At 56.2% G+C, this 17,079-nt stretch carries 14 protein-coding genes; 7 read left to right on the forward strand and 7 right to left on the reverse strand.

The window, feature by feature from the left end; all coding sequences use genetic code 11:
- Positions 1 to 148 precede the first annotated feature (148 nt).
- The gene (gene rlmN, locus ACN0VM_RS03690; protein WP_417449579.1) at positions 149 to 1,375 is read left to right on the forward strand and encodes a 23S rRNA (adenine(2503)-C(2))-methyltransferase RlmN; all 1,227 of its coding nucleotides are present in this window, start codon (positions 149 to 151) and stop codon (positions 1,373 to 1,375) included.
- A gap of 14 nt (positions 1,376 to 1,389) precedes the next feature.
- Here rlmN and ACN0VM_RS03695 read toward each other — a convergent pair whose 3' ends face one another.
- On the reverse strand, positions 1,390 to 2,235 hold the full coding sequence (locus ACN0VM_RS03695) for a flagellin (RefSeq protein ID WP_417449494.1): 846 nt from the start codon (positions 2,233 to 2,235) through the stop codon (positions 1,390 to 1,392).
- Between the two features lie 255 nt (positions 2,236 to 2,490).
- Between ACN0VM_RS03695 and ACN0VM_RS03700 the strand changes: the two genes are divergently transcribed.
- Both ACN0VM_RS03700 and ACN0VM_RS03705 read left to right on the forward strand, forming a co-directional pair.
- On the forward strand, positions 2,491 to 3,723 hold the full coding sequence (locus ACN0VM_RS03700) for an argininosuccinate synthase (RefSeq protein ID WP_417449495.1): 1,233 nt from the start codon (positions 2,491 to 2,493) through the stop codon (positions 3,721 to 3,723).
- Positions 3,724 to 3,763: 40 nt separating this feature from the next.
- Positions 3,764 to 4,711: an AEC family transporter gene (locus tag ACN0VM_RS03705; protein ID WP_417449496.1), complete on the forward strand. Its 948-nt coding sequence runs from the start codon at positions 3,764 to 3,766 to the stop codon at positions 4,709 to 4,711.
- Here the strand turns inward: ACN0VM_RS03705 and ACN0VM_RS03710 are convergent.
- The 6 genes from ACN0VM_RS03710 to ACN0VM_RS03735 all read right to left on the reverse strand — a co-directional run bounded on the left by ACN0VM_RS03710 (position 4,708) and on the right by ACN0VM_RS03735 (position 9,702).
- Positions 4,708 to 5,424, reverse strand: a complete 717-nt coding sequence (locus ACN0VM_RS03710) for a hypothetical protein (protein ID WP_417449497.1) — start codon at positions 5,422 to 5,424, stop codon at positions 4,708 to 4,710. The genes ACN0VM_RS03705 and ACN0VM_RS03710 overlap by 4 nt on opposite strands.
- Before the next feature lie 170 nt (positions 5,425 to 5,594).
- A complete protein-coding gene (locus ACN0VM_RS03715) occupies positions 5,595 to 7,253 on the reverse strand; it encodes a M28 family peptidase (RefSeq protein ID WP_417449498.1) in 1,659 nt (552 codons plus the stop codon).
- 169 nt (positions 7,254 to 7,422) lie between these two features.
- Positions 7,423 to 8,043: a MarC family protein gene (locus tag ACN0VM_RS03720; protein ID WP_417449499.1), complete on the reverse strand. Its 621-nt coding sequence runs from the start codon at positions 8,041 to 8,043 to the stop codon at positions 7,423 to 7,425.
- 63 nt (positions 8,044 to 8,106) lie between these two features.
- A complete protein-coding gene (folD, locus tag ACN0VM_RS03725; RefSeq protein WP_417449500.1) occupies positions 8,107 to 9,009 on the reverse strand; it encodes a bifunctional methylenetetrahydrofolate dehydrogenase/methenyltetrahydrofolate cyclohydrolase FolD in 903 nt (300 codons plus the stop codon).
- A 47-nt stretch (positions 9,010 to 9,056) separates the two neighbouring features.
- Entirely contained in the window at positions 9,057 to 9,410 is a 354-nt protein-coding gene (locus ACN0VM_RS03730; RefSeq protein ID WP_417449501.1) for a DUF167 family protein, read from the reverse strand.
- Positions 9,400 to 9,702: a YggT family protein gene (locus ACN0VM_RS03735; protein WP_417449502.1), complete on the reverse strand. Its 303-nt coding sequence runs from the start codon at positions 9,700 to 9,702 to the stop codon at positions 9,400 to 9,402. The genes ACN0VM_RS03730 and ACN0VM_RS03735 overlap by 11 nt, the downstream gene beginning before the upstream one ends.
- A 262-nt stretch (positions 9,703 to 9,964) precedes the next feature.
- Between ACN0VM_RS03735 and ACN0VM_RS03740 the strand changes: the two genes are divergently transcribed.
- From ACN0VM_RS03740 to ACN0VM_RS03755, 4 genes are all read left to right on the forward strand, one after another.
- Positions 9,965 to 12,970, forward strand: coding sequence for an SBBP repeat-containing protein (locus ACN0VM_RS03740; protein WP_417449503.1), 3,006 nt, complete (start codon positions 9,965 to 9,967; stop codon positions 12,968 to 12,970).
- A 536-nt stretch (positions 12,971 to 13,506) separates the two neighbouring features.
- The gene (locus tag ACN0VM_RS03745) at positions 13,507 to 13,935 is read left to right on the forward strand and encodes a hypothetical protein (RefSeq protein ID WP_417449504.1); all 429 of its coding nucleotides are present in this window, start codon (positions 13,507 to 13,509) and stop codon (positions 13,933 to 13,935) included.
- Positions 13,936 to 14,108: 173 nt separating this feature from the next.
- Complete coding sequence (locus ACN0VM_RS03750; RefSeq protein ID WP_417449505.1) at positions 14,109 to 16,787, forward strand: TonB-dependent receptor plug domain-containing protein; 2,679 nt, start codon at positions 14,109 to 14,111, stop codon at positions 16,785 to 16,787.
- A gap of 8 nt (positions 16,788 to 16,795) precedes the next feature.
- Complete coding sequence (locus ACN0VM_RS03755; protein ID WP_417449506.1) at positions 16,796 to 17,008, forward strand: hypothetical protein; 213 nt, start codon at positions 16,796 to 16,798, stop codon at positions 17,006 to 17,008.
- Positions 17,009 to 17,079: the final 71 nt, after the last annotated feature.

Raw genomic sequence — 17,079 nt, forward strand, 5'->3', positions numbered from 1 at the left:
CGGCCATAGCCGTCAATCACTGATCTTTACATTGGGGCGGTGCAGGCGTATAAGCGCGGCCATATTTGAGCCCGCAGCCGTGGTGGAACGCCCGCTGCCCGAAACGCCCTGGCGTGAGCATATGCCCACAAAAGGCAGGAGACATATGATGCAAGTTACCCCCAACGGCCATGAGCCGATTATTTCCCCACGCCTTGTGATTGACGCTGACGGCAAGACCAACCTGCTTGGCCTCGACCGTGAGGAACTGAAAACTGTGATCGCAGAGATCGGCGTGCCCGAGAAGCAGGTGCGCATGCGCGCCAATCAGGTGTGGTCCTGGGTGTACCACCACGGTGTCACCAGCTTTGACGACATGAGCAATGTGTCAAAGGATGTACGCACCAAACTGGCCGAGCATTTTGTCATCAAACGGCCAGAGATTGTCGAAGCGCAATATTCGAACGATGGCACACGCAAATATCTTATCCGCTTTGCTGACGGCAATGAGGCCGAGGCGGTTTATATTCCTGAGGAAGACCGCGGCACGCTCTGTGTGTCATCCCAAGTTGGCTGCACGCTCAATTGCAAGTTCTGCCACACTGGCACCATGCGCCTTGTGCGTAACCTGACAGCGGGCGAGATTGTGGCGCAGATGATGATCGCGCGGGATGACCTTGACGAATGGAAAAACCCCACGGCTGGCCGCCGGGTGACCAACATCGTGATGATGGGCATGGGTGAGCCGCTCTATAATTTCGACAATGTCAAAAAAGCGCTCGAGATTATTATGGACGATCAGGGTATCCAGCTTTCCCGCCGCCGCATCACCTTGTCCACCTCCGGCGTGGTGCCGCACATGGAACGCTGCGGCACGGAAATTGGTGTGAACCTGGCGGTATCCCTGCATGCGGTGCGCGACGATGTACGTTCCGAGATTATGCCAATCAACAAAAAATATTCGCTTGATCAGGTGCTGACCGCCTGTGCCAATTACCCCGGTGCGCATAATGCCCGCCGCATCACGTTCGAATATGCCATGCTCAAGGGCGTGAACGACAGCGACGCCGACGCGCGGGAACTGGTGCGCCTCATCCGCAAATACAAGCTGCCCGCCAAGGTGAACCTCATTCCGTTCAACCCTTGGCCGGGCACCGTTTATGAGTGCAGCGACTGGGATCAGATCCAGCGTTTCTCAGACATTGTGTATGAAGGCGGCATCTCGGCGCCCATTCGTACCCCGCGCGGGCGCGATATCATGGCGGCCTGCGGCCAGCTCAAGTCAGCGTCCGAGAAAAAATCCAAGGCGCAGCTCGCGCGTGAAGCGGACGCTGCGGTCCCTGCCCCTGTGCATGTGGAAGAAAGCGACAGCGCGCTTGGCTGGGTGACAGGCTAAGGCGGAAAACCCGTCTAGGACTTCAGCCCAAAAAGCGTCAGCAGGCTGCGCGGTGCCTGATTGGCGATGCTCAGCGCTGTAATGCCGAGCTGTTCCTTGATCTGCGCGGCCTGAAGGTCGGCGGCGGTGCGGGCAAGGTCGGCGTCCACAAGGCGGCCAATGCCCTCCTCGATCACATTATGCAGCTTGTTGGTGAATTCCTTCTGAATTTCCAGCCGCCGCGAGGCAGTGCCGAAGTGCGACATGGCTGCGTTCACATTTTTGATTGAGTTTTCAAGCTCCGCCATAGAATAATCGCTGTCATCGGTCAGCGTGATAAGCGCCCCGCCAAACGACAGGTCCTGATGCTCAAAATCGATGGTGTCACTGCCGTCTGAATTGGCCAGCGCGCTGATCACCCCGTTGCTGTGGTCAATCAGGTTGGTGCCATTAAAGGTAGCGCTTGAGATAATCGTCTTGATCTGGTCGCGGTAGGCGTCAAGGTCGCGGGTGTAGGCGGTAGCGGCGCTGTCGTCACCGTTCTCGCGCGCGCTGACCAGTGAGGCCATCTTGCCCTTCATCTCGGTCAGAATGTCGGAAATGCTTTCGGTAGCGACAACCGCAACGTCTACGGCAACGGTGGCGCGGTCGATGCTGCCAATGGCGGCATTCAGGCCTGCGAGGTCGCCGCGCATGCGCTGCGCGATCGAATAAGTTGCTGCATCATCGGTGACGGAGCCGACCTTATAGCCGGTGGCGATACGCTCCTGCAATGTCTCAAGCCACTTGTGGTTGGCTTCCAGATTGCGCAGGGCGGACAAGGCGCCCGAATTGGTATTCACACTCAGCATGGCCAGTTCTCTAGCTAACGTCCCGCGCATTTTGCGCGTCCTTTCCTTTTGAAAGGCTGGCGTATCATATAGCATAAGTCGTGATCCGACAACTGCCGAGCGTGCCGGGGGCTTTTATCTGGCGCTTGGGTTGCTCGCCCTCTATTTTCAGTGCAATTCGCTCTGGCGTGTCCAAAAACAAGTTTTTCTGCACTAAAGTCCTAAAAAATAAACGTGCAAGGCAATTGACCAAAGCCTTTGCCTACTTATACTGCGCCGTGCAAAACGCATTACCGGAGTTTCCCTATGTCGGACCAAGTGAAAAAAGTTGTGCTTGCCTATTCAGGCGGGCTTGATACCTCGATCATCCTCAAGTGGCTGCAAGTGACCTACGACTGTGAAGTTGTGACCTTTACCGCAGACCTGGGGCAGGGTGAGGAGCTTGAGCCGGCACGACGAAAAGCGGAAATGCTGGGTATCAAAGAAATTTACATTGAGGACGTGCGCGAAGATTTCGTCAAAAACTACGTCTTCCCCATGTTCCGCGCCAACACGGTCTATGAAGGCATGTATCTGCTGGGCACCGCGATCGCGCGGCCGCTGATCGCCAAGCGCCAGATCGAGATTGCACGTGAAGTGGGCGCTGATGCCGTCTGCCACGGTGCGACCGGCAAGGGCAATGACCAGGTACGGTTTGAACTTGGCTATTATGCGCTCAACCCCGATATCAAGGTGATTGCACCTTGGCGTGAGTGGGACCTGCACAGCCGCACCGACCTGATCAACTTTGCCGAACAGCACCAGATTCCGGTGCCCAAGGACAAGCGCGGCGAAGCGCCGTTCAGCGTGGACGCCAACCTTCTGCACACGTCCAGTGAAGGCAAGGCGCTTGAAGACCCATGGGTGGAAGCGGAAGAATATGTCTACGCCCGGACCGACAACCCGGTGACCGCACCGGACGAGCCGGAGTATATCGAGATTGATTTCGAGAAGGGTGACGCTGTTGCCATCAACGGTGTGAGCATGAGCCCGGCCACGCTCCTGACCGCGCTCAATGAGCACGGCAAGAAGCACGGTATTGGCCGGCTTGACCTTCTGGAGAACCGTTTTGTCGGCATGAAGTCACGCGGCATCTATGAGACGCCGGGCGGCACTATCCTGCTGGCGGCCCACCGGGGCATTGAGCAGATCACCCTTGACCGCGGTGCCATGCACCTCAAGGACGAAATCATGCCCAAATATGCCGAGCTGATTTATAACGGTTTCTGGTTCTCGCCGGAGCGTGAGATGATGCAGGCGCTTATTGACAAGAGCCAGGACCATGTTGTCGGCACGGTTCGGCTGATGCTGTTCAAGGGCGGTGTACATGTTGTGGGCCGCAAGAGTCCGAAAAGCCTGTACTCAATGGCGCATGTGACCTTTGAGGAGGACACAGTCTATGACCAGCGCGACGCACAGGGCTTTATCAAGCTGAATGCACTCAGGCTCCAGCTACTCAAGCGTCGCGGCAATGTGCCATTGCCGCCGTCATACGAATAACCGGTGCGGCATAGGCGCCTTATAAAACAAGCGAGGTTCCGTGGCTGATATCCTGACCATTATCGCCCCGGTTTTCCTCCTGATCATGCTTGGGTACGGTCTTGGCCGTACCCGGCTCTTCCCTGAAGGCTCCAGCGCGATCCTGATCGCTTTTGTCTGGTATATCGCCATCCCCGCGCTTCTGTTCAGTTCGCTTGCGCCCCGCGATCTGCCACAGCCCAGTGAACTGGTGCTGGTGGGCGCTTATTATGGCTCGCTGCTGTTCCTTTACGGTGTCGCGGTGGTGATCGCGCGGTTTGTGTTTCGCCTTACCCTTGCCGAGCAGGGTATCTTTGCGCTCTCCGCCTGCTTCGCCAACGGCGGTTTTGTCGGTATCCCGATCATTGAAGGCGCATACGGTGCGGAAGGGGTGCGGCTTTTCCTTGTGCTGCTGAGCTTCCATTCGCTCACGCTGCTGCCAACCACCACGATCATTATCGAACATGCCAAGGGACGCGGGGACGGTCCCGGCATATTGGTGCGCACCTTCATGAGCATTCGGCAAAATCCGATTATCCTCGCCCTTCTCACGGGGCTTTCCTGGTCTGCGCTTGGCTTGCCCTATCCCTTGTGGCTTGAGCGGCTTGTGGGCCTGCCCGCGGCGTCGGCGTCGCCTGTGGGCTTGTTCGCAGCAGGGCTTGCGCTTTCGCGCGTGCAGATATCGGGGGACCTTATGCAGGCAGCCGTGGCCATGGTTCTCAAGCTTTTTGTCCTGCCGGTCATTGTCTTCTCAGTCGCGCATTATTGGCTGATGCTGGCGGACATGTGGGTAGGCGTGGCCACGCTGATGGCGGCGCTGCCGTCCGGCATGATCGCCTACAGTTTTGCCATGCAACACGGTGTAGGCTCCCGCCGGGCGGCCACCACGGTGCTGATCTCGACAGGTGGCTCGGCAGTGACCTTGTCGGTGGTGCTGCTGACCCTCAGGGCCTTCGGCTATTCGGATTAATCCGGCGCGCGCAGGAAATACATATCCTGTCCAACCACATCAATGCGTACGATACGGCGTGGTTTCGCGGCAGTGATATAGAGATTATTCCCCGGCGCAACGCCTCGCAACTCCACTTTGTGGCTTACAAAGGTGCCGGCGGGGGATGACACCCGCGTCCGGCTAGCGACCGCAACCCGCACTTTTTCGACGCGATTGGCCATGGTGTTGAACCAGTCAAAAGACGTTCGGTAGCCTTCGTCCAGCGGCATGGCGGCAATAAATCCGATAGCGGCCATGCGGAGGGGGGCATGCTTGTCCTCAACAAGATCAATGTCACGCACGGTTTCGCTTTTGTCTGTGCCACGGGTTATCATCTGGCCGCGCCTGTGCCCGTCGGCCCAGCGCAGATCCACATTCATCATGCTTCTGGTCATGGAGAATTTGATCATCACATTATAGGGCAGCAAGGTTTGTGCATCGATAAGGGCGCTGGCGCTTTCAAGGGTATCGGGCACCATATGAGTACGGTCCTCTACCAGATAACGGTCGCCGATGCGGGTCCAGCCATATTCCATGGCACCGGCTTCCACACCCTCGCTGATCATGACCATACGAAATAACTTGAGGTCTGCATCCTCAAGGTTTAAGCCGCTGCGCCAATCGGCAACAGCCGCCGGAGCCGCTTTCAGCATAAGTGCTATCAAGGCAAGGGCTTTAAAGCGCTTGTTCATGTGCCGTGTCCCCTCAAATACCCTGAAGTCAGACTAAAACTGCGTGATCGGTGCGAGAAGAGGGACATTAGTTTAGGAAATGGCCGCGAGCTGAACACAGATGCTCGCAGACAATGTATGAAAAAAGGCGGCCACGGGGACCGCCTTTTGCCGTTCTTTAATGACAGATTTTATTCACCGGTACGCTGCTTGTCGCGCAGTGCCTTGAATTCGCTGCCTTCGCTCCAGTTTGGCCAGTCGGTCGCATCAATCACCAGACGTCCGGTATTATAATAAAGCTGAAGGTCTTCAATCGCGCCGGAAAGCTCCCAACTGGCATCATATTCGTCTGCGGGTAGGTGGTAGCGATTTTCCAGATAGTCTGCGACGAGGCCGTCAACATAGGCGCGGCCCTTTTCGCGGTGATCGTAACCCGAGTTGGGATACAGCATCGGCACGCCAAGTTTTGACAGCTCGAAGTGGTCAGAGCGGTAGAAGTAACCTTTTTCCGGTTCCTGATCAGCGACAAGCACACGGTCCTGCATCTTTGCGGCCTGATCAAGGTACTCATCCAGCTCTGAATTGCCGAGACCGATCACGGTCACGTCCTTCGTGGGGCCATAATAGTTAAGCCCGTCCATATTGATGCCGCCGACGGTCTTATTTAGCGGGAACAGCGGGTTGGCAGCATAATAGGCCGACCCCAGCAAACCCTGCTCTTCTGCCGTGACAGCGAGGAAAAGTACTGAGCGCTCCGGCGTGCTGCCGGCACCCGCATAAGCGCGGGCAAGCTCGATCAGACCACCGGTACCGCTGGCATTATCAAGGGCGCCGTTATAGATGCCGTCGCCTTCCGCATTGGGGTCGGTGCCGATATGGTCCCAGTGTGCCATATAGATAAACACTTCATCCGGATGTTCGCTGCCCTTGATGTAGCCGGCGACATTGCGCGAGTTGATGTGGTTGACTTCAGACGCAAACCCGGCCGAGAAATTCACCCCCATTGGCACCGCCGTGAAGCCGGGTCTTGTGGCCGCAGCCTGCAGTTCAGCGCGGTTGAGACCGGCGAGCGCAAACAGCTTGTCGGCGGATTCAGTGGTGATCCAGCTTTCGGCCTCGGCCAGCGACGCGCCCTTGTCGTCGCGCACCATGTCAAACTGCGGTCCGGTCCAGCTACTGTCGACCGTACCCCAGCCGTACGCTGCAGGCTTGGTGTCATGCAGGATGATGGCGGCGGCGGCACCCTGGCGGGCGGCTTCGGCGAACTTATAGTCCCACCGGCCATAATAGGTCATGGTGTTGCCTTCAAACAGGTCGGCGTCCTGGGTCGCAAAGCCGGGGTCATTGACAAGGATGACAACGGTTTTTCCTTTTACATCAATATCTTCATAGTCGTTCCAGCCGCGTTCTGGGGCATTGATGCCGTAGCCGACAAACACCATCTCGCTGTCTGCCACGCTGGTTGCTGTCTGTTCGTGCCGGGTCCAGAGCACATGGTCGTTGCGGTAGGCCAGTTCCAGCGTCTCGCCGTCCTTTGAAAGCGTGATCACAGGGGCGCCTTTGGTCTCCACGGAGACAAGCGGCACGTCCTGTATGAAGCTGCCACCGTTTGCGCCCTTCAGGCCCGCGTCTTTGAACTGTTGCTCGATATAGCGCACGGTCAACTCTTCCCCCGGGGAGGCAGGCGCGCGGCCGCCATATGCGTCGGAGGCGAGTTCCTTGATATGTGCACCCAAGGCTTCGGCGCTCATTTCATATGGCGCAGTGCTTTGATTTTCCTCAGTATTCTGAGCGTCGCCGCAAGCCGCAAGCGCAAAAGCCACGGCCGATATAGTGAATATATTTTTCATCTTGTCCCTACACTGATGGTTCCATTTGCGGGCGAGAGTGACCGAAAGCCGGGGGGCTGTCAACGCGTGCCTCGGTCACAGCGTGATGTGCAGAACCTGTGCAGGATATGTGCAGGAATATGACAGTTTCCGGTAAAATGTGTGCAATGGCCTATAGCGCGCGAATCCGTTACCCCAGAAAGGTGTTTTTCAGCCCGTCCAGAACATATTGTGCGGCAAGGGCGGCAAGGATAACGCCCAGCAGGCGGGTCAGCACCGCATTCACGGTCGGCCCCAGAAGGTCCATCACCTTGCCGGCAGTGAAAAAGATGACGAGAGTGATAATCATCACCAGTGCGAGCGCCGCAAGCACCGCGCCCTGCGCCATCAGGTCATGTTCATACGTCGACATGGTCAGCATAATGGTGGCGATGGCCCCGGGGCCGGCCAGTAGCGGCAGGCCGATCGGGAAGACGGAGATGTCCTCGAAATAGTCGTCCATTTTCTCAGCCGATTCTTGCTTGCGTTCGGTGCGTTTTTCGAAAACCATTTCAAGCGCGATGATGAACAGCATAATGCCGCCCGCGACCCGGAGGCCGTCCATCGAAATACCCAGCGCACCGAGGAAGGGTTTGCCGACAAGGGCGAAGAAAATAAGGATCAGCGTGCCGATCACCGTGCCCTTGATCGCCATCTTGTGCTGAACGGCCTTGGGCATGTTTTGGGTCAGGCCCGCAAAAACGGGCGCGATGCCGATGGGATCGACAATCACAAACAGGCCGATGAAGGCGGCGATGAAAGCTTCATACATAAGCGCTGGTTCCCCTTTGGGGAGCGGCTGCCCGCCCCTTTACCCCTGTGTTTCCGTTATGCCCTAAACACTGTCGGGGTCGATATTGTTCTGTCGGCACGCGGCTGTCACGGTATTTTTCAAGAGGCAGGCGATGGTCATGGGCCCCACACCGCCCGGCACCGGGGTGATGGCAGCGGCGTGTTTGGCGGCTGTCTCGAATTCCACATCGCCGACAAGACGGGTTTTACCCTCACCGCGTTCGGGGGCGTCAATGCGGTTGATGCCCACGTCGATCACGGTGGCACCGTCCTTGATCCAGTCGCCTTTGACCATCTCCGGCCGTCCGACGGCGGCGACGACGATATCGGCGGCGCGCACTTCACCGGCGAGATCTCGCGTACGGCTGTGGGCAATAGTGACGGTACAGTTGGCATCTAGCAGCAGTTGGGCCATCGGCTTGCCGACAATGTTGGAACGCCCAACCACAATGGCTTTTTTCCCCGAAAGGTCACCCAGGCGGTCCTTCAGCATCATGATGCAACCCAGCGGGGTGCAGGGCACCATACCGCGCCCGCCGGTGGCGAGAAGGCCGGTATTGACCACATGGAAACCGTCGACGTCTTTCTCGGGCGCGATGGTCTCAATCACAGCGGCTTCATCGATATGCGCAGGCAAGGGCAGTTGCACAAGAATGCCGTGGATGGCGGGGTCTGCGTTCAGCTCCCGCACTTTGGCGACCAGAGCTTCCTGCGCGGTGTCCGCGGGCAGCTCGTGGTGGATGCTGTACATGCCCACCTCTGCGGTTTGTTTGACCTTGTTGCGCACATAAACCTGGCTCGCCGGGTCTTCGCCCACGATCACAACGGCCAGGCCGGGCGTGATGCCGTGGTCGGCCTTGAGAGTGGCAACACTTGCAGCAACGTCTGCGCGTACGCGGGCGGCAAAAGCCTTGCCGTCAATAATATTGTCAGGTGTGGTTGCCATGGATGGGCGTCTCCTTGGGTGCGCCCGGCGGCCCATCGCGGTGGCGGCTAACCCAAAAGCCCAAGGTCGCGAAATTTGGCGTCGAGCGCAGCTAACAGTTTGTCCGGCGTGCCCTCAAGCAGGAGCATTTTATTCCGGGATTGCTCCCCCGCTATAAGGCGTATGGAAGTCTTGGGCAACCTGAGTTTTTTAGCCAGCAGCTTTGCAAGCGCTGCATTGGCTTTGCCTTTTTCGGGTACTGCTGTCACGCAGGCCTTGAGGCGCAGGCCGTCCGCGGTCTCGGTGAAGCCGTCGAGGCTGTCCTTGCGGGCGCCGGGTGTGAGGCGGACGGGCAGGCGCAAACCCTCAGGTGTGCTTACCGCGATATCCGCGAGGCTAACGCTTGACGTGTCAGTAGACATTCACACCGAAAAGCGGCGCGATGTCGTGCTTGAGCAGGATGCGAAGCGCGTAGATGACAAACCAGAGGATGATGGGCGAAATATCAACCCCACCCATGTTGGGCAGGAAGCGCCGGATGGGCCTCAGCGCCGGTTCCGTTACCGCATGGAGAAAATACATCACCGAGCGCACAAACTGCTGCTGCACATTGATCACGCCGAAGGCAACCAGCCAACTCATGACCACGCTGATGATGAGAATGAGGGCATAAAAGCCAAGCAAGCTGTCGAGTAGGGTAAAAAGGGCATTCATTGATCTGTTCCTTGTCTCGCCTGTCTCTTGCCTGTGCGTCTCAGGCTGATTGTCACGGTCCTTGCAAGAGATGTAGGGAGAATTGCGGTAAAAAGCAATTGAAGGGCAAAAAATTCCCTCGGATCCGAGTCGTTTGTTTCGACAGGGCAATTTCGTGGGGAACATATTGCCTATGCGGCAGAATTTGCCGCGTTGCTGATACTGCAATATGGGTGAAACCGATTGCTTAGCAAGTAGAGCAGAATGCTGATAGATTGAAACCATGGCATTTTTTGGCGTTTCAAATTCAGGTGGACTATTTGGCCTTGGTGGCCAAAGCAGCACGTTCCAGATTGTGGGCGTCGACTCGTCGCTGATCTCCGCCTCTGCCAACGCCAAGATCGCCCAGCGTACACTTGCTTCCCTGTCGGCCGAGGACCGTGCCGCCTATAATTTCGGTTCCAGTGATGACGGTGTCGTGCCGCCATGGCAGCAGACAGAAGAAACCAAAACACTCACCCAGCAGATCCGCGAAGTCCGCGACCTGACAAAGTTTATCGACCTGAAGGCCGATGACCTGAAGTCTGTTGCGGACAATGCTGACAAACAGGCGACGTTTGCGCTTTTCAAAGCGCTCTCTAACCTGCGCATTCTGGCGGAATATGCCTCTGAGGATGCGACCTCGAGCGCGTCGCTGGCACGGCTCAATGAGCAGTTTCAAAGCGGGCTTGCCGAGGTCAGGGATTATCTCTCCACCGCCGAGCTTGAAAAGCTGGAACTGTTTCTGGGCGAAAAGCAGTATAAAACCGAAGCATCGACCCGGCTGGGCAAAAACGAGACCGGCTTTGACGGCAGCCTTGTTACCGATGATCCGAATGCGGCGATCAACGGGTTGACGGGCACGGAAGTCTTTACGGTTTCCATCAGTAAAAGTGGTGCGACGGACGACATCACCATCGACCTGGGCGAGATGTCCGGCACGCTGTCCCTCAATAACATCAAGGATTTTGTCAACACCAAGATCGAGGCATTGACCGCGCTGGATGACGAGGGCGAAGAATATATCAAACACCAGACACGCTTCGACGTGCGCCGGGACGGCAGCAGCGGGCGCTATGCCCTGCAGATCGACAGCACGATCACAGAAGAAGTGAGCCTGTCGGCGGCGGCATCCGCGCCGACACTTTATGTGGCCAGTGCGGTCAAGCAGCTGGATGATGACTATGCTGTTACTAGCCGCATCACCGAACTGAACAACCTTGATGGCACCATCACTGTGGACGACACCACCTCGTTTGCGGCGATTGACTATGCCGCGACCGAGGTCAAGGGCCTCGTCAAGGAAGAAGACGACGACGACATCGACCCCAAGATCAAGGAAATGCGCGACAAGATGCTCGCCGATGCCCTTGCAAAGGCAACAGAGGACGATGAAGAGACCGATGAGGCGGAAGATACCGACAATACAGGTTCGCTGACCAACATCGACAGCGACAACAAGGTCAATGCTGACACTGAGGCCAAACGTGTTGCAGTCGACAGTGAAGGCGGGATCTATGTTGTGGGCACGTCTTCGGGCAGTTTCGGCCACCAGCTTAACACCGCGTCGGACGAGGATGTGTTTCTCACCAAATTCGACAGCGAAGGTAATGTGGTATTTTCCCGCCTTCTGGGCGCGGCCAAGAGTGCAAACGTGCAGAGCATCACGGTGGACGCGGACGATAACGTTATTCTGGTCGGCCAGACCGACAGCGCGCTTTCAAGCGGTGATGTGATCAACAGCACAGACCTTTATGTGCAGAAGATCAGCAAGCGCGGCGATGAGATTTTCCGCTACCAGCTAGACACCTATGGCGAGACCGGCGCGTCGGGTGTTGCAGTGAATGCGGCGGGCGAAATTTTTGTCGGTGGGTATACCAAATCAGGCATTAGTGCGACATCCGGTTTCTCGGGCGGGTCTGACGCCCTGCTGCTCAAGCTTTCAAGCACGGGCACACTGCAGGATTCGACCGTTTTTGGTACCAGCGATAACGAAGCCATCAAGGGCATTGCGGTGGACGCAAACGGCAACCTTGTGGTCGCGAGTGAAGAAGACGGCAATGCCGTGATACGCCGCATCGACAGCAGCGACCTGACCAACCAGACATCAAGTGTTGATTTGGGCAGCCTGGGCTCCGGCGGATCGGTGCAGGGTGTCACAATCGATAACACAAACGGCAAGGTCTATATTGCCGGCGTGACCAAAAACGCCAGCCTTGATGCCGGTGGTGCCGCGACGGTAAACGGCACGGCGGAAGGTGGCTTTGAAGGTTTTGTCAGCGGGTTGACGCTGTCAGGGGCTACGGGTCTCAGCGCCGACTTCACCAGCTATCTGTCGACGTCTGCCACCGACCGCATTGCGGATGTGACGGTGTCTGACGGTACGGTATATGTGGCAGGCTCGACGGGTGGTACCTTCGCGGGTGAAACCGGGCGCGGCTCCAGCGACGGCTTTGTGGCGCGCATCAATGGCACCAGTGGCGCCGTTGAAGACATTGAACAGTTTGGCGAAAGCCTTGCCAGTTCCACCGTCGGCGGTGTGGCGTTTACCAGCAAGGGCGATTCTGTCCTTGAAAAACTTGGCCTGCCGCAAGGCACTGTGCAGATTGACGAGACCCTGGATATCCAGACCCAAACCTCGGCCAAGGTCGATGACTATTTTTATATCTCCGTCGATGGTGGCACCAAAAAGCGTGTCGAACTTGACGAGGGCGACACCTTTGATGATTTGAAGCGGAAACTGCGTATCGCTGGCTTTGGCAAGCTTGAGGTTGAGGTGTCCAATACCGATGAAGGCCAGAAAATTAAAATCAGTGCGCTTGATGACGGCGTGCCGATCGAATTTTTTAAGGGCAAGGGCGACCGCGACCTTCTGGAACGTATCGGGCTGGAGCCAGGCCGTATCCTGCCGAAAAATGAAGTGTTCGACATTTCCAGCGATGATGATGACGATATTGCCCCTGAAGACGATGTGGGCGGCGTGTTTGCGCTGGGCCTTGATGGCGCCATTCATATCAATGACAAGCAGGCAGCTAAGTATGTGCTGGGCCTTTTGGATAGTGCGGTATCCACGGTGCAGCGGGCTTACCGGTCGCTCGACTATAATCCGCTTATCGAGCAGCTTAAAAACGGCAATGCCAACAAAGGCACGGTATCTCCATACCAGCAGGCGCAACTGGCCAATCTGCAGACCGGGCTTGCACGCCTGCAATCCGGCGCGTCTTCATCCAGCGTCAGCCTTTTTGTCTGACAGGCTTGCCGGACTGTGCTGAGTAATTCATTCATGTGAAAACTGGTGAGGCCCGGGTACCGGCAACGATGCTGTCGGCGTAATGGTTTTTGAAAACAAAAAACCGCACAGGACTGCGCGGCTTTTTTGACATTCTGATAAATAGGACCTCTCGGCAGGGTACGCGGGAACAGGTGCACGATTGGGGGTCGAGTAAATAAATTACCCATTCCCGCACCCCTGCTCGAGAGGTGCTTCTATATATACAAGGGCCGTGCCAAAAAATTTTCTGCAAATTAAGTTATTTATAACAAAGGGTTAGCGAAAAAAATAATTTCCCATCATTTCCTGCTTCCAGTTTATTGCAAAAAAAGACAATTATTCATCGCTTAATGCAACAAATATTGCAAAAAAAGACGAATACGAAAATGCAGGTTATTATAGCGTGCGGTGGGCCGGTTTTGGAAAAGGCCGGAATGATGTTAAGTGATCTTTCAGGTATCCCGGTGCAGAGTGCATGTCAGCATTCATGGCGACAGACAGGAAGCAATATAGCGATGCGGTTTTTATCTCTGTTGGTTTGGGCGGGTTTGGCGCCGATCATGGCGCTAGGTGGTGCCACGTCCGTCTTTGCGTTTGAAGAAGCCGGCGAAAAAGTCGAGAAGATTGTCGGCAAGCCCCAGCTTGACATGGTGCCTTTCAATCTTTCGGTTATCAAACGTGGTGTTGTGGAAGGTCAGGTGGCGCTGCATTTTGTATTGGTGATGGACAATACCAGCGACTTTGAGTTTGTGCGCACCCGGTTACCGCAGGTGCGGTCTGATTTTAACGCGGCCCTGACGGTGCTCTCGCGTCAGCACTTTAATGTAAATCGTCCTATTGATCCCGATATCGTCAAAGCCTACCTGACGCCGTACCTTGACCATCGCCTCGGAGGCGGCAAGGCGGAGATTTTTGTCAAACAGGCGCTCATCCACCCCAATTAACCGGGGTGAGGCTGAGCCAGTAGGGCGCCAAAACTGTGGCCCTTATGCCACACCTTCGCGGCCGCAATTCAGAATCATCACCCCCTCCTTGACGGCACTTGCTTTTGACCTATCCACTTATAGTGGGAAGGAAAAGCACTTTTTTGGTGCTTTTAACATAACGGAGGGGAAACATGCGCCAGAACCGCTTGTTTAACACAACTGCGCTTGCCGCAGGCTGTATCTGTCTATCTGCACTGAACCCGGCATATGCCCAAGATGAATCCGACTCCATGATGGAGATCGAGGAAGTCGTTGTGACGGGGACGTATCTTAAAGGTAAAAACCAGTTCAATAGCCCGTCACCTATTGCGGTGATAGGGTCGGAAAACCTGAACCAGATTGGTGCCAGCAATGTGGCCGATCTTGTCCAGACGCTCACCATCAACAATGGTGCGCAGAACAACCCGGATGCTTTCACCCAGAACGGAACATCAGGCACATCCAACTTCAACCTGCGCGGCCTTGGGGTGGCCTCAACGCTTGTTTTGTTGAATGGCCGCCGTCAGGTGGTGGCTGGTACGACCACAAACGATGGTATCGCTTTTGTTGATACGTCGTCCCTTGTGCCACAAATCGCGGTCCGCCGGATCGAGATTGTGAAAGACGGCGCTGCCGCCATTTACGGTACCGATGCTGTGGCCGGCGTGGTCAACTTTATCACCGATGATCAGTTCGAAGGTGTTGAAGTTAGCGCAAAATATCAGATGGTGACCGATGAGGGCAGCCAAAGCGACCAGCTCTATGAAGCCAAGTTCGGCTTTGGTGGCGAGAACACTCACTTTATGGGGGCGTTCAGCTATTATGACCGGTCGCCGCTCACAACGGCTGAGCGACGCTTCAGTACTGTGGCTGACGACAGTTCCGTGCTGGGTAACCCGGGCTCTTATTATGTGCCGTCTATCATTGCGGCCATCGGCACCACAGCACCTGTCATCGACCCCTATGGTTGTGAGGAATTCGGCGGTATCCCTGATGTCGCTGTTCCCCTGGGGAATGGCTTGAATGTTGGCACCTGCGGCTTCAATTTCGGTGACTACTACAGCCTTGTCCCTGAGGAAGAGCGCAAGCAAGCTTACGCGGTAATCACACAGGACCTTGGTGACGGCCACCAGCTTCGCCTTGAAGGTGGCTGGGCCGATACCAGCGCGATCCGCGGCAACTCGCCAACCTTCCCGTATCTGCAGATCGGGTCGGCGGGCGTGCCAGCATACCACCCGGAAAACCCGTTTGGTGAAGGTGTAAGCTTCCTTGGCCGTGCCATCGGTAACGGCGGCGCCGTCTCAAACAATATGTTCAGCTCCGAGACGTACCGCATGAATGTGGAACTGACCGGTAGCCTCAGCGATACCTGGAGCTATGATTTTGGTGTAACCCATGCGAAAAACAGCTATCAAATTCGCACGCGTGATGTGGTTACCGCGAATTTCCAGCGTGCGCTGATCGGGTATGGCGCCTGTGACGCGGGGATTGGATCTGTCGCGCCGGGTACAGCGGGGTGTGAGTTCTACAATCCTTTCGCAACCAGCTACACCACAGCGCCGAACAGCCAGAACATCCTTGACTATGTCATTGGTGAACAAGTGATCGACGGCACATCCAAGACCACGGTTTTTGATGCTGTTGTCTCCGGGTCCGTCGGTTCACTGCCTGCCGGCGATATCGGCCTTGCGCTGGGTATCCAGGTTCGCGATGAATTCTGGGGTCGTGACTATGACGATATCTCAAATGCCGACGGCTTTGCATTCGTGATCGGGAACTCTGATTTCGGTGAAAACCGCTCAGCGGTTGGTATCTTCGCGGAATCACTCGTGCCGATTACCGACAAGCTTGATCTATCGCTGGCATTGCGTCACGAGATGTATGGCGGTGACATTGGTGCAACAACTGACCCTAAAGTCTCCTTGTTGTTCCGGCCGAATGACAATCTTGCGTTGCGGGGTAGCTATTCAACCAGTTTCCGTGCGCCGAGCGTGTTGCAGGTCTCTGGTGGTGGCACGTCGCTGAACCAGGTTACAGATCCGCTGGGCGGCACCGCCTTTGCTGCGGTACGGTCGGTGGCACCTGCCGGGGGCCGCAACATCGTGCCGGAGCAAGGTAACGCGTGGAACTTCGGCGCCACCTGGAGCCCGGAAGGTACAGGGCTTGAGATTGATGTCGACTATTGGAACTACAAGTTCAGCGATGTGATCATTCAGGAAAACTATCAGGCTGTGGTGAACGCCAACCCAACCGACCCAACGCGGGTTATCCGCAGTGGCCCGGATGGCGTGTCAGGCAGCATCATCATGGTGGTTGTGGATTATCTCAACGCGTCAAGCGTGAAAACACAGGGCTTTGATGCATCGGTGAAGTATAATATGGACACCGATATGGGTACCTTCATGCCGTTCTTCGAGGCAACCCACGTCCTGAAGTATGATCTGGACGATCCACAGGCAGGCGAGATTGACGGTGCTGGCAACCGTAACTTCGCAAACTTCGGTAGCCCGACACCAAAATGGCGCATCAATACGGGTCTGGCATGGGCCAATGAGAACCATGACGCCCGCTTCTATGTCCGCCACATCAGCGGCATGGACGATGACCAGAATCCTGGCAACCGTGTTGGTTCGATGACCACCGTTGATGCACAATACACCCTGCAGCTCAGCGCTTTCAGCGATGGCTTGGAAGGCTCCAGCCTGCAGCTCGGTGTAATCAACGCCTTTGACAAGGCACCACCTTATGTCATGACCAACGGCGGCTACGAAAGCCGGACGCATGATCCGCGTGGTCGTATGGTTTATGCCAAGATCGTGGCATCGTTTTAGGGAATAATTTGCCCAAACCCATGGGCTTATTTGGAAAAGACGGAAAAGGGGTGGCTTGGCTGCCCCTTTTTTATGTCGGTTTCAGCTTCCTTCATCAGAAGCTGCATAGCTATTCTGCCGGCAGAAATGTGTGGCGCTGGCAGGGTGATTGGGGCGGCTGTCTGACCTTGCTTCCAGCTTTCCGCCACAAGCACGATTTTTTGATAAAAATGCGGCTTTGATCATTCGGCCTGCATTTCAGGCATGATCCGAAAAAGCAGTATAATATGACGTTACGGAATCCTGACTCCCC

Origin of the sequence: Kordiimonas sp., from assembly GCF_048260245.1 — a bacterium.
Taxonomy (GTDB): domain Bacteria; phylum Pseudomonadota; class Alphaproteobacteria; order Sphingomonadales; family Kordiimonadaceae; genus Kordiimonas.